General features: G+C 38.7%; 33 protein-coding genes. 31 read left to right on the top strand and 2 right to left on the bottom strand.

All coding sequences use genetic code 11. The annotated features are described in order from the left end of the window. Window positions 1-28 precede the first annotated feature (28 nt). Window positions 29-3,244, bottom strand: a complete 3,216-nt coding sequence (locus P162_RS05590; RefSeq protein WP_031426259.1) for a SusC/RagA family TonB-linked outer membrane protein — start codon at window positions 3,242-3,244, stop codon at window positions 29-31. 135 nt (window positions 3,245-3,379) lie between these two features. Further along, a complete protein-coding gene (locus tag P162_RS05585) occupies window positions 3,380-4,987 on the bottom strand; it encodes a BamA/TamA family outer membrane protein (RefSeq protein ID WP_031426257.1) in 1,608 nt (535 codons plus the stop codon). Between the two features lie 262 nt (window positions 4,988-5,249). On the opposite strand from P162_RS05585, the gene rpsL reads away from it, so the two are divergent. The 31 genes from rpsL to P162_RS05430 all read left to right on the top strand — a co-directional run bounded on the left by rpsL (window position 5,250) and on the right by P162_RS05430 (window position 21,907). Then, a complete protein-coding gene (rpsL, locus tag P162_RS05580) occupies window positions 5,250-5,624 on the top strand; it encodes a 30S ribosomal protein S12 (RefSeq protein WP_031426256.1) in 375 nt (124 codons plus the stop codon). A 56-nt stretch (window positions 5,625-5,680) separates the two neighbouring features. Next, a complete protein-coding gene (gene rpsG, locus P162_RS05575; protein WP_031426255.1) occupies window positions 5,681-6,157 on the top strand; it encodes a 30S ribosomal protein S7 in 477 nt (158 codons plus the stop codon). Between the two features lie 8 nt (window positions 6,158-6,165). After that, window positions 6,166-8,301 carry an elongation factor G gene (gene fusA / locus P162_RS05570; RefSeq protein ID WP_031426253.1) on the top strand — a complete coding sequence of 712 codons (2,136 nt, stop codon included), beginning with the start codon at window positions 6,166-6,168 and terminating at the stop codon, window positions 8,299-8,301. Window positions 8,302-8,311: 10 nt separating this feature from the next. Next, entirely contained in the window at window positions 8,312-8,617 is a 306-nt protein-coding gene (gene rpsJ / locus P162_RS05565) for a 30S ribosomal protein S10 (protein WP_031426252.1), read from the top strand. Window positions 8,618-8,788: 171 nt separating this feature from the next. Next, window positions 8,789-9,400, top strand: a complete 612-nt coding sequence (gene rplC, locus P162_RS05560) for a 50S ribosomal protein L3 (RefSeq protein ID WP_031426251.1) — start codon at window positions 8,789-8,791, stop codon at window positions 9,398-9,400. Beyond that, window positions 9,400-10,029: a 50S ribosomal protein L4 gene (rplD, locus tag P162_RS05555; protein WP_031426250.1), complete on the top strand. Its 630-nt coding sequence runs from the start codon at window positions 9,400-9,402 to the stop codon at window positions 10,027-10,029. Before rplC ends, rplD begins: the two co-directional genes overlap by 1 nt. A gap of 5 nt (window positions 10,030-10,034) precedes the next feature. Further along, entirely contained in the window at window positions 10,035-10,325 is a 291-nt protein-coding gene (gene rplW, locus P162_RS05550) for a 50S ribosomal protein L23 (RefSeq protein ID WP_031426249.1), read from the top strand. An 8-nt stretch (window positions 10,326-10,333) separates the two neighbouring features. Next, entirely contained in the window at window positions 10,334-11,167 is an 834-nt protein-coding gene (gene rplB, locus P162_RS05545; RefSeq protein ID WP_031426247.1) for a 50S ribosomal protein L2, read from the top strand. A gap of 3 nt (window positions 11,168-11,170) precedes the next feature. Next, the gene (rpsS, locus tag P162_RS05540) at window positions 11,171-11,449 is read left to right on the top strand and encodes a 30S ribosomal protein S19 (protein WP_031426246.1); all 279 of its coding nucleotides are present in this window, start codon (window positions 11,171-11,173) and stop codon (window positions 11,447-11,449) included. A gap of 8 nt (window positions 11,450-11,457) precedes the next feature. Then, window positions 11,458-11,868, top strand: a complete 411-nt coding sequence (gene rplV / locus P162_RS05535) for a 50S ribosomal protein L22 (protein WP_031426245.1) — start codon at window positions 11,458-11,460, stop codon at window positions 11,866-11,868. 3 nt (window positions 11,869-11,871) lie between these two features. Continuing rightward, a complete protein-coding gene (gene rpsC, locus P162_RS05530; RefSeq protein WP_031426244.1) occupies window positions 11,872-12,585 on the top strand; it encodes a 30S ribosomal protein S3 in 714 nt (237 codons plus the stop codon). Between the two features lie 19 nt (window positions 12,586-12,604). After that, window positions 12,605-13,027, top strand: coding sequence for a 50S ribosomal protein L16 (gene rplP / locus P162_RS05525; RefSeq protein ID WP_031426243.1), 423 nt, complete (start codon window positions 12,605-12,607; stop codon window positions 13,025-13,027). 12 nt (window positions 13,028-13,039) lie between these two features. Continuing rightward, on the top strand, window positions 13,040-13,231 hold the full coding sequence (gene rpmC, locus P162_RS05520) for a 50S ribosomal protein L29 (RefSeq protein WP_031426242.1): 192 nt from the start codon (window positions 13,040-13,042) through the stop codon (window positions 13,229-13,231). An 11-nt stretch (window positions 13,232-13,242) separates the two neighbouring features. Next, a complete protein-coding gene (rpsQ, locus tag P162_RS05515; RefSeq protein WP_031426241.1) occupies window positions 13,243-13,500 on the top strand; it encodes a 30S ribosomal protein S17 in 258 nt (85 codons plus the stop codon). A 2-nt stretch (window positions 13,501-13,502) separates the two neighbouring features. Continuing rightward, entirely contained in the window at window positions 13,503-13,871 is a 369-nt protein-coding gene (gene rplN, locus P162_RS05510; RefSeq protein WP_031426240.1) for a 50S ribosomal protein L14, read from the top strand. A gap of 11 nt (window positions 13,872-13,882) precedes the next feature. Further along, window positions 13,883-14,194: a 50S ribosomal protein L24 gene (gene rplX / locus P162_RS05505; protein WP_031426239.1), complete on the top strand. Its 312-nt coding sequence runs from the start codon at window positions 13,883-13,885 to the stop codon at window positions 14,192-14,194. A 2-nt stretch (window positions 14,195-14,196) separates the two neighbouring features. Continuing rightward, window positions 14,197-14,748, top strand: a complete 552-nt coding sequence (gene rplE / locus P162_RS05500; protein WP_031426238.1) for a 50S ribosomal protein L5 — start codon at window positions 14,197-14,199, stop codon at window positions 14,746-14,748. 3 nt (window positions 14,749-14,751) lie between these two features. Continuing rightward, a complete protein-coding gene (gene rpsN / locus P162_RS05495; RefSeq protein ID WP_031426237.1) occupies window positions 14,752-15,021 on the top strand; it encodes a 30S ribosomal protein S14 in 270 nt (89 codons plus the stop codon). 70 nt (window positions 15,022-15,091) lie between these two features. Further along, window positions 15,092-15,490 (top strand): 30S ribosomal protein S8, encoded by a 399-nt coding sequence (gene rpsH / locus P162_RS05490; protein WP_031426236.1) that lies wholly within the window; start codon window positions 15,092-15,094, stop codon window positions 15,488-15,490. Between the two features lie 18 nt (window positions 15,491-15,508). Beyond that, window positions 15,509-16,051, top strand: a complete 543-nt coding sequence (rplF, locus tag P162_RS05485) for a 50S ribosomal protein L6 (RefSeq protein WP_031426235.1) — start codon at window positions 15,509-15,511, stop codon at window positions 16,049-16,051. A 12-nt stretch (window positions 16,052-16,063) separates the two neighbouring features. Next, on the top strand, window positions 16,064-16,423 hold the full coding sequence (rplR, locus tag P162_RS05480) for a 50S ribosomal protein L18 (protein WP_031426234.1): 360 nt from the start codon (window positions 16,064-16,066) through the stop codon (window positions 16,421-16,423). Between the two features lie 6 nt (window positions 16,424-16,429). Further along, window positions 16,430-16,954, top strand: a complete 525-nt coding sequence (gene rpsE / locus P162_RS05475; RefSeq protein ID WP_031426233.1) for a 30S ribosomal protein S5 — start codon at window positions 16,430-16,432, stop codon at window positions 16,952-16,954. 12 nt (window positions 16,955-16,966) lie between these two features. Beyond that, window positions 16,967-17,146: a 50S ribosomal protein L30 gene (gene rpmD, locus P162_RS05470; RefSeq protein ID WP_031426232.1), complete on the top strand. Its 180-nt coding sequence runs from the start codon at window positions 16,967-16,969 to the stop codon at window positions 17,144-17,146. 12 nt (window positions 17,147-17,158) lie between these two features. Further along, complete coding sequence (gene rplO, locus P162_RS05465; protein ID WP_031426231.1) at window positions 17,159-17,611, top strand: 50S ribosomal protein L15; 453 nt, start codon at window positions 17,159-17,161, stop codon at window positions 17,609-17,611. Window positions 17,612-17,623: 12 nt separating this feature from the next. After that, window positions 17,624-18,961 (top strand): preprotein translocase subunit SecY, encoded by a 1,338-nt coding sequence (gene secY, locus P162_RS05460; RefSeq protein WP_031426230.1) that lies wholly within the window; start codon window positions 17,624-17,626, stop codon window positions 18,959-18,961. Continuing rightward, on the top strand, window positions 18,961-19,176 hold the full coding sequence (gene infA / locus P162_RS05455; protein ID WP_028376332.1) for a translation initiation factor IF-1: 216 nt from the start codon (window positions 18,961-18,963) through the stop codon (window positions 19,174-19,176). The genes secY and infA overlap by 1 nt, the downstream gene beginning before the upstream one ends. 4 nt (window positions 19,177-19,180) lie before the next feature. Continuing rightward, window positions 19,181-19,297 (top strand): type B 50S ribosomal protein L36, encoded by a 117-nt coding sequence (gene ykgO / locus P162_RS05450; protein WP_031426228.1) that lies wholly within the window; start codon window positions 19,181-19,183, stop codon window positions 19,295-19,297. Window positions 19,298-19,300: 3 nt separating this feature from the next. Further along, the gene (gene rpsM, locus P162_RS05445) at window positions 19,301-19,675 is read left to right on the top strand and encodes a 30S ribosomal protein S13 (RefSeq protein WP_031426227.1); all 375 of its coding nucleotides are present in this window, start codon (window positions 19,301-19,303) and stop codon (window positions 19,673-19,675) included. 10 nt (window positions 19,676-19,685) lie between these two features. Beyond that, window positions 19,686-20,117: a 30S ribosomal protein S11 gene (gene rpsK / locus P162_RS05440; RefSeq protein WP_031426226.1), complete on the top strand. Its 432-nt coding sequence runs from the start codon at window positions 19,686-19,688 to the stop codon at window positions 20,115-20,117. A gap of 165 nt (window positions 20,118-20,282) precedes the next feature. Then, on the top strand, window positions 20,283-20,888 hold the full coding sequence (gene rpsD / locus P162_RS05435) for a 30S ribosomal protein S4 (protein ID WP_031426225.1): 606 nt from the start codon (window positions 20,283-20,285) through the stop codon (window positions 20,886-20,888). Between the two features lie 26 nt (window positions 20,889-20,914). Further along, window positions 20,915-21,907 (top strand): DNA-directed RNA polymerase subunit alpha, encoded by a 993-nt coding sequence (locus tag P162_RS05430; RefSeq protein ID WP_031426224.1) that lies wholly within the window; start codon window positions 20,915-20,917, stop codon window positions 21,905-21,907. Window positions 21,908-21,926: the final 19 nt, after the last annotated feature.

The following is a 21,926-nucleotide window of genomic DNA, read 5'->3' as shown; positions in this document are numbered from 1 at the left end:
TTCTCTTTATTATCATGATACTATTGTATTAAAATTGAAGATTAATGTTAAACCCGTAATCTCTAGTAGTTGGCATAACACCACTCTGATATCCCTGAAGGTTACCAGAACTTAAACCTGCTTCTGGGTCTGAGTAGGGAGTGCTTTTATCAATAATCCACAAGTTAGAACCTGTAAGTGTAAATGTGGCTTTTTGAAAGAAGACATTTTTTAAGAAACTTTCAGGAAGGGTGTAGCTAAGCGCCACTTCACGAAGCTTAACGTAACCAGCATCATAAACAAATTCTGAATTAGGAAAACGTTGATATCCAAAAACTCCAAAGGAACTAACGTCTACACGTGTAGTGTTAGGTTGTCCATTTTCATACACACCATTAAATACTACTCCTCCATCATTTTCTAATGTATTTCGCACAGGATTTCCTAAGTCATTTGTAAAAGCAGTATTGGGGTATAGACCGGTTGCCTGACCATAATACTGGTCAAGTGAGAAAACACTACCACCTTTTTGTATGTCAATCAAGAAGCTCAAGCTTAAGTTTTTGTAGCTAAAGGAGTTATAGATACCGCCAGTCCAATCTGGGTTTACATCCCCAATAACGGCGTCTGGTCCAGTTCGTTGGAAAAGGCCGTTAGCATTGATTACACGTTCTCCATTGTCATTATAAACATAATCTGTACCCTTTATTACACCATATGGCTGACCTACTGTTGCGTTCAAAGTCACACCTCCTTGAAAACTTCCCAAAACAATATTATTCGTTTGTTCAGAAAGGCTACGGAGTTTGTTTCGGTTACGTGCAAAATTCACTCGCAAGTCCCAGTTAAATCCAGATTCAGTTTGGATAGGGCTGGCGTTTAACGCAACTTCTAAACCTTTATTTTCCAACTCACCTGAATTTATAACTTTTTCAAGATAACCTGTTGAACCACTAACCGCTAATGGGATAGTCTGATCATTGGTTAAGGTCCTGTAATAAGAAATATCCAAACCAAGTCTTCTGTTTAAGAAATCCAATTCCAGACCACCTTCATAACTTGTAAGTCGCTCTTCTTTTAGGTCTGGATTCCTTCTTCTATCTGATACTGAAAATAAATTGGCAGAACCAAATGGGGTAGGTTTAATAAATATATCCCTAAGGGCCGCAAAATCTGCACCTGTACCTACCTCTGCATAGTTAAGACGTAATTTAGCAAAGCTCAACCAGTCTGCATTGATGTCATTAGAGAAAATATAACTTCCGGTAACTGATGGGTAATAAAAAGTATTGTTACTTGATGGAAGTGTAGATGTAGCATCCCTTCTTATTGTTCCTTCTAGATAGAGTTTGTTGAAAAAGCCAAAACTTGCTTGAGCGTAAACACCGTCTACACCTAGTTCTATTTCTTGTTCTGTTGGAGCAATTATAGGGTTTTGGGAATTTGCCAAAGAGAATACTCCTGGTACTGCAAAGCCACCATTGGTTGAAGCACGTATAGAATTCTCATTACTACGACGTATGTTAGTACCTAAAAGACCATTAAAAGTTATGTCTTCGGTGATATCTTTATCAAAATTAAGAATCAGGTCGTAATTGTACTCCCTAAAAGTTCTGTTGAAACGCGAGTAATCCGCTACAGGGTTACTTCCAGTAGAGGTTCTTTCCTCCTGCATTTCATCGTAAGAGTCCATTGTAATACGACCAGTTACACTAAACCAATCTGTCATATCATAGTTAAGTACTACGTTACCATAAACCCTATTACGCTCATCATTCTGAAAGTTCTCATAACGCACATAATAAGGATTATCCCAGAAAATAGGGGTTGGATTTGTAGAAGATGAAGGGTTCCAGGTGTAGTTCATTCCTGTGCGTTCGTAAGCCCTACGCTGATCTTGAAAATTCACGTTGGTCTGTGCCCATTGCCTGAAATTGGAAATGATATTGTCTGAATATCCCGTGCCATTACGACCCAATGTCTTCTGATTGATGAAGTTGATGTTTGTGGAAACTGTAAAGTCCTCAGTAAAATCATAACTACCACTAAAGTTAATGGTGTTTTTATCTTGCTCACTGTTCGGTAAGATACCTTCTGCGTCAAACTTAGAGTAGTTCAAACGGAATGATGATACATCTGTACCACCAGATACTGCAACACTATTAGTAATTGTAACCGCATCTTCGAAGAAAGATATAGGTCCGTTTTTACCAGCAAAAGCCCATGGTGTTGCAGTGTTGAAATTAGGGCTGGTAGGGTCAAAAAACGCATCCCATTGATAAACAAGTAGAGAAGGGTCAAAAGCTCCACCGTAAGAAGCATCCTCGGTAAGTGGGGTTACTAAATCATTAGTGCCATCCCCATTTACATCCTGTTCGAAGAAATATGGGTTTAAATCACTATAAAACGCTCCATAACCTCCACCATATTGGTTTTGGTACGTAGGGAAAGTTTCTTTATTTACTTTTCCTATTTGTATTCCAGAGTTAACGGTAACTCCCAGACCTTCACCTCTTTTTCCTTTTTTGGTGGTGATAATTATCGCACCGTTAGAGGCACGGTTACCGTAGAGGGCGGTTGCAGCTGCACCCTTAAGTACGTTCACTGTTGCAATGCTTTCAGGATTTATATCTGAGGCAGCATTACCATAGTCAAAACCTGAACCAGCGGTTTGCTGTGAAGAGGTATTGGTATTTGAATTGTCAATAATTACACCATCAACAACAAAAAGTGCCTGGTTATTCCCAGTCAGGGAATTAGTACCACGCAAAAGCACGTTAGTAGAACCACCTATGTTGCTGTTACGTCTAATTTGTAGACCGGAAACTTTACCGGAAAGTGAGTTGGCAACGTTACCACCTTGAGTTACTGTGCTTACCTGATCTCCAGAAACTTCCTCAGTTGCATAACCTAAAGTTTTCTTTTCTCTGGATATACCGAGAGCAGTTACAACGACTTCATCAAGAGACTCACCTGCCTCCATTTGTATGTCGTATGTATTAGCACTTCCCACAGTTACCAGTTGATCGGAAAATCCTACATACGAGAATGTAAGTTTTGAGCCAGTGGCGGCTTCAATTGTATAATTCCCGTCAAAATCCGACTGTGTTCCAGTGGCAGTACCCTGTACTAAAATATTCACCCCAGGAAGTGGTACACCGCCTCCATCGGTGACCGTACCGGACACTGATTTAGTTTGTGCAAATGAAATTTGCACTACTAACGCGAATAAAAGCGTTAGTAATCCATTTAATTTTGTTTTCATGTTTAATTATTATTTAAATTAGCCTTGCCAAATTTGAAACTTAAGAAGTGAACTTAGGTAGGAATTAACCTAATGTTTTGTTATAGTTTTGTTAATGTTAACGTAAGTTATTCGTTAAAAAGTACGAAATCGTTTTCAGAAGTTGGTAGTTAACCTGATGTGTAAAATGGAATTAGAAAATTGGAAATTTTGTCCTTCTCTTAACCCGTTGGCTAGATTTATGTGGAGTAAACCTGCAGAGGTCGCTATGCCTGCTCCGATTCCAAAACTGTACAGAAAACTTTGTTCGTTTAATAGTTCATTTTCAAAATAAGCAGCATCTGTTATAGTATGAACATATAGGCTTGGGGATGCCAGAAAACTGTATTCGGTTCTAAAAACGGAATATAAATTCGCATTTATAGTATTCTCTTTGAATCCCCTTATGCTATTGATTCCCCCAAAACGGAAAAGTTCATTGCTGATGTATTGATCCGAAATAATGTTCTTTGTGTTATTGCTTATCACAAAACGTTGTTTAGGATTTAAAACAAACGTATAAAGAGCACCGCCTTCTACTACAATTTGATTTTCAGTTGCACCTAAAGATGTTCTTTTGCCAAGCGATGTTTTTAGAAAGAAAGCGCTTTTGCTTGGGAAGAGTTTTTCTTTTGATCGTTTATTTTGATTAAAGCCTATATTAAATTGTGTTTTTTTATAGTCTGCAATACTATCATTTGGTAAACTAAGGATTTCTTTTAATGAAGTCGAATTTTCAAGGTTGATTCCACTGCTTATTCTGGAATTACCTTTGAGTTGGTAAAAAAGATCCAACTGCTGCTGTGATGTTGAAAAAGAAGTATCCCTGCGAAAAAGGTTGAGCTCAGCCTGAATTCCCAAAGGGGATTTGAATAAATAAGGTATTTCCAGGGCTACGCGTAGCGTTTGTTGATCATTTCCATCACTCTTATAATTCAGTTCTAGAAGTTCGCCGTAATTTAAATTGTTAAGAAGGTGTAGATCAAGATATCCATCGAGACGAAGTTTTCCTGAATCTTCACTATTACCGAAACCGAGAAAACCATCAAAACGATTTGCAGCAATTTTTTCAACGTATAAAAATAGGCTTGTACTATCCTTTTCAAAAAGTACTTCAGGGTCTTTTAGAGCATTAATAAATGGAAGATTCGTAAGATTTTCAAATTTTCTATTGATCAAAATACGGTCAAAAGGATTGTTAGGTCGGAAACCAGCATAATGTTTGAGATAGGCTAGGGGGAATTTGTCATATCCTTCAATTACTATTTTATCTATCCTCCTCAAATTTTCTCTTTTAAGGACAAGGTCTGCAATCAACGTATCCCCATTAGATATTGTATTTTTTAATTGAAACGAAGAAAGTGGGTAGCCATTTTTTGACTCCTTAGCTGTAAAATCAGCCATAATGGACTCAAAATCTGATACATTTATGAATAAATCCTGATTTTCTCTCGCAAATAGGTTTGATTTTTCAGCATAAGTACGTACTATACTGTCCCTTAATTTGATTCTGAGGATTGATGTTTTAGCACCAGCATTTATGTACGCTATATATAAAGAGTCGTTTTCTTTCTTTAAGCGAGAAATATTCGCGTCAAAAAACCCGATTTTTTGAAGGCTGTCGCGTGTTTTTTGAACAGTGTTATTTAGGTTTTCAAAATTTTGATATTCCTTGTTATCGTAAATAGTGGTAAGGCTGTCCTTAGTAGTGATTTCTAATTTCAAATTTACATTTTGTGCTAGACCAGCGTAAGTAGCCGTTAGCAATAGTAACAAAGTGTATATAAAATATTGGATTTTTATCAAAGGATGTCTGTAGCTTTCTTTTAACGCATTAACAAAGATAAAATTACAGAACTGTATTTATAACATGATTTCATTTGAAAATTAATTGATTATGGGTTTGATAAACACAAATATTATTATACATTTGCAAGCCCTTAGAAAATAGGGTTATTAGAATAACTATAATTAGGTAAAGGAAATTATGCCAACAATTTCACAATTAGTACGAAAAGGAAGAACCAAAATAGCCAAGAAGAGTAAATCGGCTGCTTTGGATTCGTGCCCACAACGCCGCGGGGTTTGTACCCGTGTGTATACCACCACACCTAAAAAACCGAACTCTGCGATGCGTAAAGTAGCGCGTGTAAGGTTGACAAATGGTAAAGAGGTGAATGCATACATAGGTGGAGAAGGTCACAATCTACAAGAGCACTCGATAGTATTGGTTAGAGGTGGAAGGGTGAAGGATTTGCCAGGTGTGAGATATCACATTGTACGTGGCGCATTGGATACCGCTGGTGTTCAAGGCCGTTTACAACGTAGGTCTAAATACGGAGCAAAACGCCCTAAAAAGTAAAAATTAACTGATAAGTCAGTCGTTTTTTAAAACGAACTTATTATTACAATGAAGCAATGAGAAAAAGACAGGCGAAAAAAAGGCCATTGTTGCCAGATCCTCGATTTAACGATCAACTTGTTACGCGTTTTGTGAACATGATGATGTGGGATGGTAAGAAATCGGTAGCCTTCAAAATCTTTTACGATGCAATGGATATCGTTGAGGAGAAAAAAAATAATGAAGAGAAAACTTCTCTTGAGGTTTGGAAAGATGCTCTTTCCAATGTTATGCCTCATGTTGAAGTACGTAGCCGTAGAGTAGGTGGAGCAACTTTTCAAATCCCTATGCAGATCAGGCCAGATCGTAAGATCTCTACTGCAATGAAGTGGTTGATAAGTTATTCCCGTAAGCGGAACGAAAAGTCAATGGCCGTTAAATTGGCTGCTGAAGTTTTGGCTGCTGCTAAAGAAGAAGGAGCCGCTGTTAAAAAACGTCTCGATACGCATAAAATGGCCGAAGCGAACAAAGCATTCTCTCACTTTAGATTCTAGAAAATAAAATGGCACAAAGAGATTTAAAATATACAAGAAATATAGGTATCGCTGCACACATTGATGCGGGCAAGACCACTACAACAGAACGTATTTTGTTCTATACTGGGGTTAGTCACAAAATCGGTGAGGTGCACGATGGCGCTGCAACTATGGACTGGATGGAGCAGGAACAGGAGCGTGGTATCACCATTACTTCTGCTGCAACGACTTGTTCATGGAAATTTCCCATGGAAAATGCACAGCCTTTACCAGATTCTAAAGATTATCACTTTAATATTATAGACACTCCGGGTCACGTTGATTTTACCGTAGAGGTAAATCGTTCTTTACGTGTACTTGATGGTTTGGTTTTCTTATTTAGTGCAGTTGATGGTGTTGAGCCACAATCTGAAACAAACTGGAGACTTGCTGACAATTACAAAGTGCCTCGTATGGGCTTTGTAAATAAAATGGACCGTCAGGGTTCTAACTTCCTAGAAGTTTGTAAGCAGGTTAAGGAAATGTTAGGTTCTAATGCAGTGCCTATTGTTCTTCCTATTGGTGATGAAGATAACTTCAGGGGGATTGTAGATCTAGTTAAGAATCGTGGTGTTATATGGCATGACGAGACGCAGGGTTCTACTTTTGACGTAGTTGAAATTCCTGAAGAAATGAAGGAAGAAGTTCGCATGTATCGCGGTATGCTTATTGAAGAAGTTGCTGCTTATGATGAGAGTCTTTTAGAAAAATTCATGGAGGATGAGGATTCTATCACAGAGGATGAAGTGCATGCTGCATTGCGTGCTGCTGTAATGGATATGTCCATAATTCCTATGATATGTGGTTCTGCTTTTAAAAATAAAGGAGTTCAGTTCTTGCTTGACGCTGTTTGTCGTTACCTTCCATCTCCGGTGGATAAAGAGGGTATTGTAGGTGTGAACCCTGATACTGAAAAAGAAGAAAAACGTAAGCCAGATGTTAGCGAACCTTTTGCAGCTCTTGCTTTCAAAATTGCAACGGATCCTTTTGTGGGTCGTCTAGCATTTTTCAGGGCATATTCAGGTCGTTTGGATGCTGGTTCATATGTGTTGAATAACCGTTCTGGTAACAAAGAGCGTATCTCTCGTATTTACCAGATGCACTCTAATAAGCAGAATGCTATTGATTATATTGAAGCTGGAGATATTGGTGCTGCTGTTGGTTTTAAAGATATCAAAACAGGTGACACGCTTTCTGCAGAGAAACATCCAATTATTCTTGAGAGCATGGACTTTCCTGATCCGGTAATTGGTATCGCTGTTGAGCCTAAAACGAAGGCTGATGTTGATAAATTAGGTATGGCTTTATCAAAACTTGCTGAAGAGGATCCTACTTTCCAGGTACGTACAGATGAAGCTTCTGGTCAGACCATTATTTCTGGTATGGGCGAGTTGCACTTGGATATTATATGTGATCGACTTAGACGTGAGTTTAAAGTTGAAGTTAACCAAGGTCAGCCACAAGTAGAGTACAAGGAAGCTATTACAAGATCAGCAGATCACAGAGAGGTTTATAAGAAGCAATCTGGTGGTCGTGGTAAATTTGCGGATATCGTATTTACTATAGAGCCTGTTGAAGATGAAACTTTTGAAGGACTTGAATTTGTAAATGCTGTTAAAGGTGGTAACGTTCCCAAGGAATTTATACCTGCTGTAGAAAAAGGTTTCAAGCAAGCGATGGTAAATGGTCCACTTGCTGGTTTTGAGATGGATAGTATGAAAGTAACTTTGAAAGATGGATCATTCCACCCTGTGGATTCTGATGCCCTTTCTTTTGAACTTGCAGCTAAGCTAGGTTTTAAATCTGCTGCTAAGGCAGCTGGAGCCGTGGTTCTTGAGCCTATAATGAAATTAGAGGTTATCACTCCTGAAGAGAATATGGGGGATATCGTAGGTGACTTGAACCGTCGCCGTGGTCAAATGACCAGTATGGGTGACCGTGCCGGTGCTAAGGTTGTGAAGGCTACTGTACCATTATCGGAAATGTTTGGTTACGTAACTACTTTAAGAACATTATCATCTGGTCGCGCTACTTCTACAATGGAGTTTTCGCATTATGCTGAAACACCTTCTAATATTTCAACAGATGTAATCGCTGCCGCAAAAGGTTTAGCTAACGAATAATTTACTAGAAATGAGTCAGAAAATAAGAATCAAATTAAAGTCTTACGATTACAATCTAGTAGATAAGTCTGCTGAGAAAATCGTAAAAACGGTAAAGAGTACCGGAGCTGTTGTAACAGGGCCAATACCTTTACCTACACACAAAAAAATATTTACCGTTCTTCGCTCACCTCACGTTAATAAAAAAGCGAGGGAGCAGTTTGAGTTAAGTTCCTATAAGCGTCTTCTCGACATTTATAGTTCTTCTTCAAAAACGATTGATGCGTTGATGAAGCTTGAATTGCCCAGTGGTGTTGAAGTGGAGATTAAAGTATAGTTTGCATGAATCCATTCGATATGGGTTTAAGCTTGCAAAAATGTCCTAAGCTGCGTGCGAGGGAAAAACGGTAAAAATGCATTCAGGGTTGAAGGTATTTGACCCTGTTTTTTTTTAAAAGAATCCCGTAAAACATCGGGGAAATATGAGTAATAACAAATAATAATAATTATGTCTGGGTTAATTGGAAGAAAAGTAGGTATGACCAGCATCTTCGACGAGAATGGTAAAAATTTACCATGTACCGTTATTGAAGCAGGTCCCTGCATTGTTACCCAAGTCAGAACCAAAGAGGTTGACGGGTATGAAGCCCTTCAACTGGGTTTCGATGACGCAAAGACTGCTAACAAATCTGCTGGAGGTCACTCTAAAAAAGCAGGAACAGTTGCAAAGCGTAAAGTTGTCGAGTTCCAGGAATATGACGGGGATTACAAATTAGGTGATGCTGTCACTGTGGAAATCTTTAAAGAAGGTCAATTTGTCGACGTGGCAGGTACTTCTAAAGGTAAAGGTTTTCAGGGTGTGGTTAAACGACACGGTTTTGGCGGAGTTGGTCAGTCCACTCACGGTCAGCACAACCGTTTACGAGCTCCTGGTTCAATAGGTGCGGCCTCGTATCCCTCACGTGTATTCAAAGGAATGCGCATGGCTGGTAGAATGGGAGGTGAGAGAGTTAAAGTTCAAAATTTAAAAGTTCTTAAAGTTGTTGCAGAGAAAAATCTACTCGTTGTAAAAGGAGCAGTACCTGGGCACAAGAACTCTTATGTAATTATTGAAAGGTAATGAAAGTAGCAGTAGTAGATATTAAAGGAAAAGAAGTAGGTAGGGAAGCAGAGCTTTCTGACACGATCTTCGCAATAGAACCTAGCGAGCATGCAGTTTACTTGGATGTTAAACAACATTTAGCCAACAGGCGTCAAGGAACGCACAAAGCTAAAGAGCGTGCTGAAATTACGGGAAGTACCCGCAAGATCAAAAAACAAAAAGGTACCGGTACCGCGAGAGCAGGTAGTATCAAATCGCCTATTTTTAAAGGTGGTGGACGTGTTTTTGGTCCTAGACCAAGGGATTATTCATTTAAATTGAATAAAAACCTTAAGAAACTGGCTCGTCGATCTGCCTTAACTATGAAAGCGCAAGAGAATGCTATTATGGTTGTTGAGGATTTTGATTTTGATGTACCAAAGACAAAAGAATTCCTTAAAGTGCTGAGCGCTTTGGGTATTGGTGATAAAAAATCCCTGATTGTGTTGGGAGACACGAATAAAAATGTATATTTGTCCTCACGCAATTTTAAGGCCGCTCAGGTCGTAAGCTCTTCAGAGTTAAACACTTACAAAATATTACATGCTAATAATGTAATACTTTTAGAGAGCTCGCTAGAAGGAATTGAGGAAAACCTAAGCAAATAAGCACTATGAGTATTTTAATTAAACCTATAATTACCGAAAAAGCCACTATGGAAAGTGAGGTAAATAACCGATATACTTTCGAAGTGAATTCCGGTTCAAATAAAGTTGAGATAAAAGGTGCTGTTGAAGCTGCTTATGGAGTTTCAGTACTAGCAGTTAGAACAATGAACGTTCGCGCAGATCGTAAATCCAGATTCACTAAATCTGGTATGATCACTGGTAAAACAAAAGCTTATAAAAAAGCAATTGTACAGGTGGCGGAAGGTGATACAATAGATTTTTACAGTAACATTTAAGACAAATTATGTCAGTAAGAAAGTTAAAACCTATCACTCCAGGACAGCGATTTAGAGTAGTTAATGGATACGACGCCATTACTGCTGATAAGCCGGAAAAAAGCCTATTGGCTCCGATAAAAAAATCTGGAGGTAGAAACAGTCAAGGAAAAATGACCATGCGCTATAAGGGTGGTGGTCATAAGAGAAGATATCGTATAATTGATTTTAAGAGAAATAAAGATGGTGTGCCGGCAACGGTAGCTACTATAGAGTATGATCCTAACAGGACTGCTTTTATTGCTCTTCTTAATTATCAAGATGGCGAAAAACGCTACATGGTTGCCCCTAGTGGGTTGCAAGTGGGTCAGAACGTTGTTTCCGGTTCAGGTGCGACTCCTGAGATCGGTAATGCGATGATGCTTTCCGAAATACCTCTGGGTACTATCATTTCCTGTTTGGAATTGCGACCAGGACAAGGTGCCGTAATGGCTAGAAGTGCAGGCTCTTTTGCACAGCTTATGGCGCGTGATGGTAAATTTGCAAGTATAAAATTGCCTTCAGGTGAAACTAGATTGATACTTGTAAAATGCCTTGCCACTATAGGTGCGGTTTCAAATAGTGATCATCAGCTTCAGGTTTCTGGTAAAGCAGGTAGAAGTAGATGGTTGGGTAGAAGACCACGTACAAGACCGGTAGTTATGAACCCTGTTGATCACCCAATGGGTGGTGGTGAAGGCCGTGCTTCTGGAGGTCATCCACGTTCTAGAAATGGAATTCCAGCGAAAGGATTTAGAACCCGTAGCAGGACTAAGGCAAGTAATAAATATATTGTAGAACGTAGAAAGACTAGAAAGAAATAAGATATGGCACGTTCATTAAAAAAAGGACCTTTCGTTCATTATAAATTGGAGCAAAAAGTTGCTTCAAATGTTGAGGCCAATAAGAAAACGGTAATCAAGACCTGGTCACGGGCATCAATGATTACTCCAGATTTCGTTGGTCAGACTATTGCAGTTCATAACGGTAGACAATTTGTCCCTGTTTATGTTACTGAAAATATGGTAGGTCATAAGTTAGGAGAATTTTCACCCACACGTTCCTTTAGAGGTCACATGGGTGCAAAAAATAAAGGTAAAAAATAACTGAAGTTATGGGAGTTCGTAAAAGAGAAAGAGCAGAACAGCTTAAAGAAGCCAGAAAAAATGTGGCTTTTGCCAAACTGAACAACTGCCCCACTTCGCCAAGAAAAATGCGTCTTATGGCGGATTTAATTCGAGGTCAGAAAGTGGAGAAGGCACTTCAGGTATGCAAGTTCAGTAGTAAGGAGTCTTCACGTAAACTGGAGAAACTATTATTGTCTGCTATAGCAAACTGGCAAGAAAAGAATGAGGATGCAAGTATTGAAGATGCTGACTTATTTGTTCAGGAGATCAAGGTTGATGGAGGTAGTATGTTAAAAAGACTACGCCCGGCGCCACAAGGTCGTGCACATAGAATTAGAAAACGTAGCAATCATGTAACAGTTGTGCTTGCCGCAAAAGATAACACACAAAGCGCTTAGTAAATGGGACAAAAAACAAATCCAATCGGGAATCGCTTAGGTATAATCAGAGGATGGGAATCCAACTGGTATGGTGGTAATGATTATGGCGATAAGCTTGCCGAAGATGATAAAATAAGAAAGTATATACATGCTCGTTTATCAAAAGCCAGTGTTTCTAGAATTATTATAGAACGTACACTTAAGCTTGTTACTGTAACTATAACAACTGCCCGTCCAGGTATCATTATTGGAAAAGGCGGTCAGGAAGTAGATAAACTTAAAGAGGAACTTAAGCAAATTACTGATAAGGAAGTACAGATTAATATTTTTGAGATAAAAAGACCTGAACTTGATGCATTTCTTGTAGGTTCTTCTGTGGCTCGACAAGTAGAGAACCGTATTTCTTACCGTAGGGCTATTAAGATGGCTATCCAGGCCGCTATGCGTATGAACGCAGAGGGTATTAAAATACAGATATCTGGTAGGTTGAACGGTGCTGAAATGGCGCGTAACGAATCTTATAAAGAAGGTCGTATTCCTCTTTCAACATTCAGGGCAGATATAGATTATGCTTTGGTTGAAGCTCATACTACTTATGGTAGGTTGGGTATCAAAGTATGGATAATGAAAGGAGAGGTCTACGGTAAAAGAGAACTTTCACCATTAGTCGGTATGGCTAAGAATCAAGGTGGAAAAGGCAGTAGAGGCGGTGCAAAACCACGTCGTAGAAAGTAATTTTTAAAGTAAAGAAAAAATGTTACAGCCTAAAAAAACAAAATTTCGTAAGCAGCAAAAGGGGCGTATGAAGGGCAATGCTGGAAGGGGATACCTTCTTGCGAATGGAGCCTTTGGTATAAAATCAATGGATTCTGCCTTTATTACTGCCAGACAAATAGAAGCTGCCCGTATTGCGGCTACTAGATATATGAAAAGAGAGGGTTCTTTATGGATCAGGATCTTTCCAGATAAACCGATTACCAAAAAACCATTAGAGGTTCGTATGGGTAAAGGAAAAGGAGCGGTAGAGTATTGGGCTGCGGTCGTTAAACCGGGCAGAATGCTTTTTGAAATAGGTGGTGTTGATGAGCCTTTGGCTAAAGAAGCACTTAGACTAGCTGCTCAAAAACTTCCGGTAAGGACAAAATATATTGTCGCTAGAGATTATCAAGCAGACTAAATTCTAAAGAAAATGAAACAATCTGAAGTAAAAGAAAAATCTGTAGCAGAATTGCAGGAGGAACTTATAAAAGCGCAAAGATCTTATACAGATCTCAAGATGGCCCACGCGATTTCTCCCTTAGAAAATCCTATTCAGCTTAGAGGTCAAAGAAAGACAGTGGCAAGAATAGCCACGGAGCTTACAAAACGCGAATTACAATAATGCTGCTTAAGATGGAAAAAAGAAATTTAAGAAAAGAACGTATAGGAGTCGTAACCAGCAACAAGATGCAAAAGTCTATCGTTGTGGCCGAGGTGAAAAAAGTAAAACACCCCATGTATGGTAAGTTCGTTTTAAAAACGAAAAAGTACGTGGCTCATGATGAACAAAACGACTGCAACGAAGGGGATACTGTTAGGATTATGGAAACTCGTCCTTTGAGTAAATCAAAATGTTGGAGGCTTGTAGAAATTATTGAAAGAGCTAAGTAAAAATGGTACAACAAGAATCAAGATTAAGAGTAGCGGATAATACTGGGGCAAAGGAAGTTTTGACTATCCGTGTCCTAGGTGGAACTAAGCGTAGATATGCTTCCGTAGGTGATAAAATTGTTGTTTCTGTTAAAGATGCAACACCTAATGGCCAGGTTAAAAAAGGTTCTGTTTCTACAGCTGTTGTTGTTCGAACCAAGAAAGAAGTAAGACGCCCTGATGGTTCTTATATTCGATTTGACGACAACGCTTGTGTTCTATTAGGTCCACAAGGTGAGATGAGGGGAACCCGTGTTTTTGGACCGGTTGCCAGAGAACTTCGTGATAAGCAGTTTATGAAGATTGTATCATTAGCGCCTGAGGTGCTGTAATATAAATTAAAATGACTAAGCTTAATATAAAAGTAGGGGATACTGTTAGGGTAAACGCTGGTGACCATAAAGGTCAGGAGGGTAAAGTTAAAACAGTTATCAAAGTAAAAAACAAAGCCATAGTAGAAGGGGTAAACATGATTTCAAAACATGAGAAGCCGAGTGCTTCAAACCCTCAAGGTGGTATTGTAGAAAAAGAAGCGGCTTTGCATATTTCAAATTTATCACTTGTTGATAAAAATGGTGACACTACCAGGGTAGGTTATCGTATGGAAGAAGGAAAAAAAGTGCGTTTTGGTAAAAAAAACAATGAAGTTCTATAATTATGGAATACACTTCAAGATTAAAGCAAGAATATAAGGAACGCGTACTTCCATCTCTTACAGAAGAGTTTGGTTACGAGAACAAGATGCAGGTTCCTAAACTACTTAAGATAGTTATCTCTAGAGGGGTAGGTGCTGCAGTTGCTGATAAGAAACTAATTGACTATTCTGTGGAAGAACTTTCTACTATAGCTGGTCAACGTGCTGTGGCAACGGTTTCAAAAAAGGATGTTGCTGCATTTAAACTAAGAAAGGGAATGCCCATCGGTGCAATGGTTACCTTGCGTGGTGAGCGTATGTATGAGTTTTTAGATAGACTCATTACATCAGCATTGCCCCGGGTACGTGACTTTAACGGTATTAAAGCGACAGGTTTTGATGGTCGTGGGAACTATAGCCTTGGTATAACCGAGCAGATTATATTTCCTGAAATCAATATCGACAAAGTACGTAAAATTGAGGGCATGAATATTACCTTTGAAACTTCGGCAGAAACTGATAAAGAAGCAAAATCTTTGCTTACCGAATTAGGTTTGCCTTTTAAAAAGAACTAAGATATGGCTAAAGAATCAATGAAGGCCCGCGAGCGAAAGCGCGAGAGAATGGTGGCCAAATACGCTGATAAACGAAAAGCTCTTAAAGAAGCTGGAGATTATGAAGGTTTGCAAAAACTTCCTAAAAACTCTTCTCCCGTTCGTCAACACAACAGATGCAAATTAACAGGTAGACCTCGGGGATATATGAGAACTTTTGGAGTTTCTCGTGTTATGTTCCGTGAATTGGCTAACCAGGGATTGATCCCAGGCGTTAAGAAAGCTAGCTGGTAACAACAATTAACTGGTTTAAGGTTTGATTATCTATTGATATTTCGAAAACCAAAACCAAAACCAATTATATATGTATACAGATACTATAGCAGACTTTTTAACGCGAGTTAGAAATGCAGCTGCTGCAAATCACAGGGTGGTAGAAATACCAGCCTCTAACCTTAAAAAAGAAATTACTAAGATTCTTTTTGATCAGGGTTATATCCTCAGCTACAAGTTTGAAGATGAAACGGCACAGGGAACTATTAAAATAGCCCTAAAATATGATAAGGATACTAAAGAATCTGTTATTAAAAAGATTCAACGTATCAGTACTCCTGGTTTACGTAAGTATGTAGGGGCTAATGAGGTGCCAAGAATCCTTAATGGACTTGGAATTTCAATTGTTTCAACTTCTAAAGGTGTAATGACCGGAAAGCAGGCTCAGAACGAAAATGTAGGTGGTGAAGTACTTTGCTACGTTTACTAACATATAAAAAGTAAAACCATGTCAAGAATAGGTAAAAATCCCATTACAATACCTGAAGGTGTCACAGTAGATGTTAGCGATGATATAGTAACTGTGAAAGGAAAACTGGGCGAACTTAAACAACAATTTTCTTCAATAACTATTGATATTGAAGATGGTAAAATTAAGTTTGATAGGCCCACAGATCGTAAGGAAGATAGAGCAAAGCACGGTTTATACCGAGCTTTAGTTGCAAATATGATAGATGGAGTTTCCAACGGTTATACAAAGAAACTTGAATTAGTTGGTGTAGGTTATCGTGCCAGCAATCAAGGTCAAAAATTAGAATTGGCTTTAGGCTTTTCACATAATATAGTTATGGAAATTGCTTCAGAAGTGAAGGTTGAGGCGGTTGCCGAAAAAGGTAAAAACCCTCAAATTATACTTACTTCCTCTGATAAGCAGCTTGTAGGTCAAGTAGCCGCAAAAATTAGAGCTTTCCGCAAGCCAGAGCCTTACAAAGGAAAAGGTATACGTTTTGTTGGTGAACAAATTAGAAGAAAAGCAGGTAAATCTGCATAATTATAGAATAGTATGGCATTTTCAAAAGAAGCACGCAGAAAGAAAATTCGTGGAAGGATACGCAAGACTTTGTCTGGTACCGCACAACGTCCAAGACTTTCTGTATATAGAAGCAATAAGGAGATCTACGCTCAGATTATAGATGATGTAACTGGTAAAACAATCAGTGCAGCATCATCCAGAGACGAATCAATAGCTTCCGCGAAGGCGGAAAACAAAGCTGATGTGGCTAAACTTGTAGGTAAGTCTGTCGCAGAAAAGGCGGTTCAAGCTGGTATTGAACTTGTCTCTTTTGATAGAGGAGGTTATCTATATCACGGTAGAGTAAAACAATTAGCAGAAGGAGCCCGAGAAGGCGGACTAAAATTCTAGAAAGTTATGTATCAAGATTATAAAAATGTAGAACTAGTTAAGCCAGGTGGATTGGATCTAAAAGATCGTCTAGTTGGTGTGCAGCGTGTTACTAAAGTAACAAAAGGTGGTAGAGCTTTCGGTTTTTCTGCTATTGTTGTTGTAGGTGATGAGCAAGGCGTTGTAGGACAGGGACTTGGGAAATCTAAGGACGTTGCAAGTGCTATCGCCAAGGCGGTGGACGATGCTAAAAAGAACCTAGTACGTATTCCACTTCAAAAAGGTAGTATACCACACGAGCAGAAAGGAAAGTATGGTGGTGCAAGGGTATTGTTAATGCCTGCAGCTGCTGGTACCGGTGTTATTGCCGGTGGTGCGATCCGTTCTGTATTAGAGGCGGTAGGAGTTCATGATGTATTATCAAAAAATCAAGGTTCTTCTAACCCTCATAACGTTGTAAAGGCTACCTTTGACGCCCTATTGCAATTACGTAATGCGGAAACCATTGCAAAACAGCGTGGAATTTCCATTGATAAAGTCTTCAACGGATAATAATATACAACCATGGCAAGAATTAAAATCACAAAGGTTAAAAGTGCGATCAAACGTTCTAAAAACCAAAAAAGAATTCTTGAGTCCTTAGGTCTTAAGAAAATGAACCAAGTTGTCGAACACGACGACAGTTCCAGCATATTAGGAATGGTAAGTAAAGTGAATCATTTGGTTTCTGTAGAAGAAGCTTAAATAATATATAAAATGGGTTTAAACAATCTAAAACCGGCAGCAGGCTCGGTAAGAAAGAACGATAGTAGGCGAGGTCGCGGTGAAGCTACAGGAAATGGTGGTACCGCAGGCCGTGGGCACAAAGGTGCGAAGTCACGTTCTGGTTATTCTAAGAAAGTAGGATTTGAAGGGGGTCAGATGCCATTGCAGCGTCGTGTCCCTAAATTCGGTTTTACAAATATCAACCGTAAGGAATATGCCGGAATCAATATTGATACTATTCAGGAATATGTTGATGCAGGCCGTTTTGGTGATGAGATCACATTGGAATCTCTTATTGAAAATAGGCTGACCACTAAAAATGATCTCGTTAAGATCCTTGGACGTGGAGAGCTTAAGGCAAAACTTAAAGTAACTGCACATAAATTCACAGCTTCTGCTAAAGAAGCTATTGAAGCGGCCGGTGGTGAAGCGGTAACACTATAAAACTAAGCGAGCATGGGTGCTATAGACACAATAAAGAATATCTGGAAGATCGACGAGTTAAAAAATAGAATCCTACTTACATTAGGGTTATTACTCGTTTACCGTTTTGGCGCTCAGATCGTTCTTCCTGGTATAGACGCTTCTCAATTAGGTAGTTTGTCAGAAAAGCTTGACGGTGGACTTTTGGGTCTGCTAAATGCATTCACAGGTGGGGCGCTTTCTAATGCTTCAGTTTTTGCATTAGGTATAATGCCTTACATTTCTGCTTCCATCGTTGTCCAGCTTATGGGTATAGCAGTTCCTTATCTCCAGAAACTTCAAAAAGAAGGGGAAAGTGGAAGACGCAAGATCAATCAAATTACAAGATGGCTCACTATTGCTATTACATTGGTCCAGGGTCCTGGTTATATTACTAGTCTATATAGTATATTACCTGCCGAAGCTTTTGTAATGGAAAGTCATTTGACCTTTATAATATCTTCTGTGATCATTTTGACAACGGGCTGTATTTTTGCAATGTGGCTAGGTGAAAAGATTACGGATAAAGGAATTGGTAACGGTATATCCCTACTAATTATGGTAGGTATTATCGCTCGTTTACCATTATCGTTCATTCAAGAATGGGTTTCTCGCGTAACAGAATCCAACGGAGGTCTTATCATGATCTTAATTGAATTGGTGATATGGTTTGTAATTATATTATTGTGTGTAATGTTAGTAATGGCTGTACGTCAAATACCAGTACAGTATGCTAGAAGAACAGCCAGCGGTAGTTATGAAAGGAATGTTTTTGGTAACCGTCAATATATTCCCTTAAAGTTAAATGCCTCTGGGGTAATGCCTATAATATTTGCTCAGGCTATCATGTTTATTCCTGCTGCGGTCATTGGTTTATCAGAATCTTCAACTGCAAAAAGCATTGCTGGTGAATTCAATAATATTTTTGGATTTTGGTATAATTTGGTATTCGCTTTATTAATCATAGTCTTTACTTATTTCTATACGGCGATAACAGTTCCTACGAATAAGATGGCTGATGATCTAAAAAGAAGTGGTGGATTTATTGCGGGCATTAGACCGGGTACAGAAACAGGTGAATATTTAGATCGTATTATGTCTCAAATCACATTGCCTGGATCAATATTTTTAGCTTTGATTGCTATTTTTCCAGCTGTGGCCGTAAGTGTTCTTGGTATGCAACAGGGTTGGGCATTGTTTTATGGAGGTACATCGCTACTTATTATGGTGGGTGTGGCGATAGACACAATGCAACAAGTCAATTCATATTTATTGAACAAACATTATGATGGACTTATGAAAACAGGTAAAAATAGAAAAGCAGTAGCATAATGGCAAAACAGCAAGCAATTGAACAAGACGGTTCTATTATAGAAGCATTATCAAATGCTATGTTTAGGGTAGAACTTGAAAATGGACATATCGTTACAGCGCATATTTCAGGCAAAATGCGTATGCATTACATAAAATTATTGCCTGGTGATAAAGTGAAATTGGAAATGAGCCCGTATGATTTAAGTAAGGCTCGCATAACCTACAGATACTAAAAAGATGAAAGTAAAAGCATCAGTAAAGAAAAGAAGTGCAGACTGCAAGATTGTTAGAAGAAAGGGCAGACTGTATGTGATTAATAAAAAGAACCCTAAGTTCAAACAAAGACAAGGTTAAATTATGGCTAGAATTGCAGGGATAGATATCCCAAAACAAAAAAGAGGTGTAATTGCATTGACCTATATTTTTGGAATAGGTAAAAGCAGAGCACAAAAAATATTAGCTCAGGCAGAAGTGAGCGAAGATACTAAAGTTTCTGAGTGGGATGATGACCAGATAGGTCGTATTCGTGAGGCTGTAGGATCTTATAAAATTGAAGGAGAGTTAAGAAGCGAAGTATCCACCAGCATCAAGCGTTTGATGGATATAGGTTGCTATAGAGGTATTCGTCATAGATCTGGACTACCCTTACGTGGTCAGCGAACTAAAAACAACTCTAGAACGAGAAAAGGTAAGCGTAAAACGGTTGCTAATAAGAAGAAAGTAACCAAATAATAAGTAACCAATGGCAAAGCAAAATACAAAAGGTGCTGCTAAAGGAGCGAAAGGCTCTAAAAGTAATAAGGGTACCAAAAAACGTAAAGTTGTTGTTGAATCTGTGGGAGAAGCACACATTTCAGCTTCTTTCAACAATATATTAGTTTCTTTAACGAACAAGAAGGGTGATGTAATCTCATGGTCTTCAGCTGGAAAAATGGGTTTTAGAGGTTCTAAGAAAAATACACCTTATGCAGCACAATTAGCTTCAGAAGATGCAAGTAAAGTTGCACATGATGCTGGTCTTCGCAAAGTAAAGGTTTATGTAAAAGGACCTGGAAATGGTCGTGAGTCTGCTATACGTTCTATCCACAATAGTGGTATTGAGGTTTCAGAAATCATAGACGTTACTCCTTTACCTCACAATGGATGTCGCGCACCTAAAAGACGTCGCGTATAATACTTTGCGATTTTTCGCTGGTATAATCCTACAAATTATACCCGGTCCTATATTCTAGGGCCGGGCTATTAACGTAAATTTTAATTATATATCAATAGGGGAGCTATTGGTTTTGCGAAGGACTAGACCTTAATTCCTTAACCACCCCACTAATAACAACTAAGAATGGCAAGATATACCGGTCCCAAGACAAAAATCGCCCGTAAATTTGGTGAGGCGATATTTGGAGATGATAAATCTTTTGAAAAAAGAAATTATCCTCCAGGACAACATGGAAATACTAGACGTCGTGGCAAAAAGTCAGAGTACGCTATCCAGTTGCAGGAAAAACAAAAAGCAAAATATACCTATGGTGTATTAGAGCGTCAATTCCGTAATATGTTTGAAAAGGCTACACGATCCACTGGGATCACCGGTGAAGTTCTTTTACAACTATGTGAATCTCGTTTAGATAACGTGGTTTTCAGAATGGGCATTGCCCCTTCTAGACGATCTGCACGTCAACTGGTAGGTCACAGACATATCACTGTTAATGGAGAGCTTGTTAATATTCCTTCCTATAATGTGCAGCCTGGTGATAAAATCGCCGTGCGCCAAAAATCGAAATCTCTTGATGCTATTCAGAACGCTTTAGCGAATGCTAATCACGTTTATGAGTGGATCACGTGGAATAACGATAGCAGGGAAGGCACTTTTGTTGCTGTTCCTACAAGGATTCAAATTCCTGAGAACATCAATGAGCAATTCATCGTTGAATTGTACTCTAAATAATAATAACAACTCTTAGAAAACTAAATATGGCATTACTTAATTTCCAGAAGCCCGATAAAGTCATAATGATTGATTCTACTGACTTTGAAGGTAAGTTTGAATTCAGACCTTTGGAGCCTGGCTACGGATTGACCGTGGGCAATGCGCTACGTAGGGTGCTTCTTTCTTCCCTTGAAGGTTTTGCTATCACTTCTATACGTATTGAAGGGGTAGACCACGAGTTTTCAACCATTGCAGGAGTTGTTGAAGATGTTACCGAAATTATCCTCAACCTTAAACAAGTACGATTCAAGAGACAAATTGATGAAATTGATAATGAAACCGTTACCGTTTCATTAACTGACAAGGAACAATTAGTTGCTGGCGATTTTCAGAAATTTATTTCAGGCTTTCAGGTTTTAAATCCTGATCTTGTTCTTGCCAATATGGAAAAAAGTGTGAACTTCAATATGGAGATCACTATTGAAAAGGGCCGTGGTTATGTTCCTGCCGAAGATAATAAAAAGCAGAATGCACCTATTGGTACCATTTTCACAGATTCTATCTATACTCCCATTAAAAATGTGAAGTACAGTATAGAAAATTATCGTGTTGAGCAAAAGACAGATTATGAAAAGCTGGTTTTTGAAATCATGACTGATGGTTCTATTCATCCCAAAGATGCATTGACCGAAGCTGCAAAAACCCTGATTCACCATTTCATGCTCTTTTCTGACGAGCGCATTACCCTTGAGGCTGATGAGATCGCACAGACGGAGACCTATGATGAGGAATCCTTACATATGCGCCAGCTTTTGAAAACAAAACTTGTAGATATGGATCTTTCCGTACGTGCATTGAATTGTCTTAAAGCTGCTGAAGTCGAAACGTTGGGTGACCTTGTTTCCTATAATAAGAATGATTTGATGAAATTTAGAAATTTCGGTAAAAAATCATTGACTGAGCTTGAAGAGCTTGTAAATGTTAAGGGCCTTAACTTCGGAATGGACCTAACAAAATATAAATTAGATAAAGACTAGTAACGCTGTCATATTTTGC

The organism is Flavimarina sp. Hel_I_48, assembly GCF_000733945.1.
In the GTDB taxonomy this organism is placed as follows: Bacteria; Bacteroidota; Bacteroidia; order Flavobacteriales; family Flavobacteriaceae; genus Leeuwenhoekiella.
The sequence above is the reverse complement of the archived record's forward strand: the minus strand, read 5'-3'. Positions and strand labels throughout refer to the sequence as shown.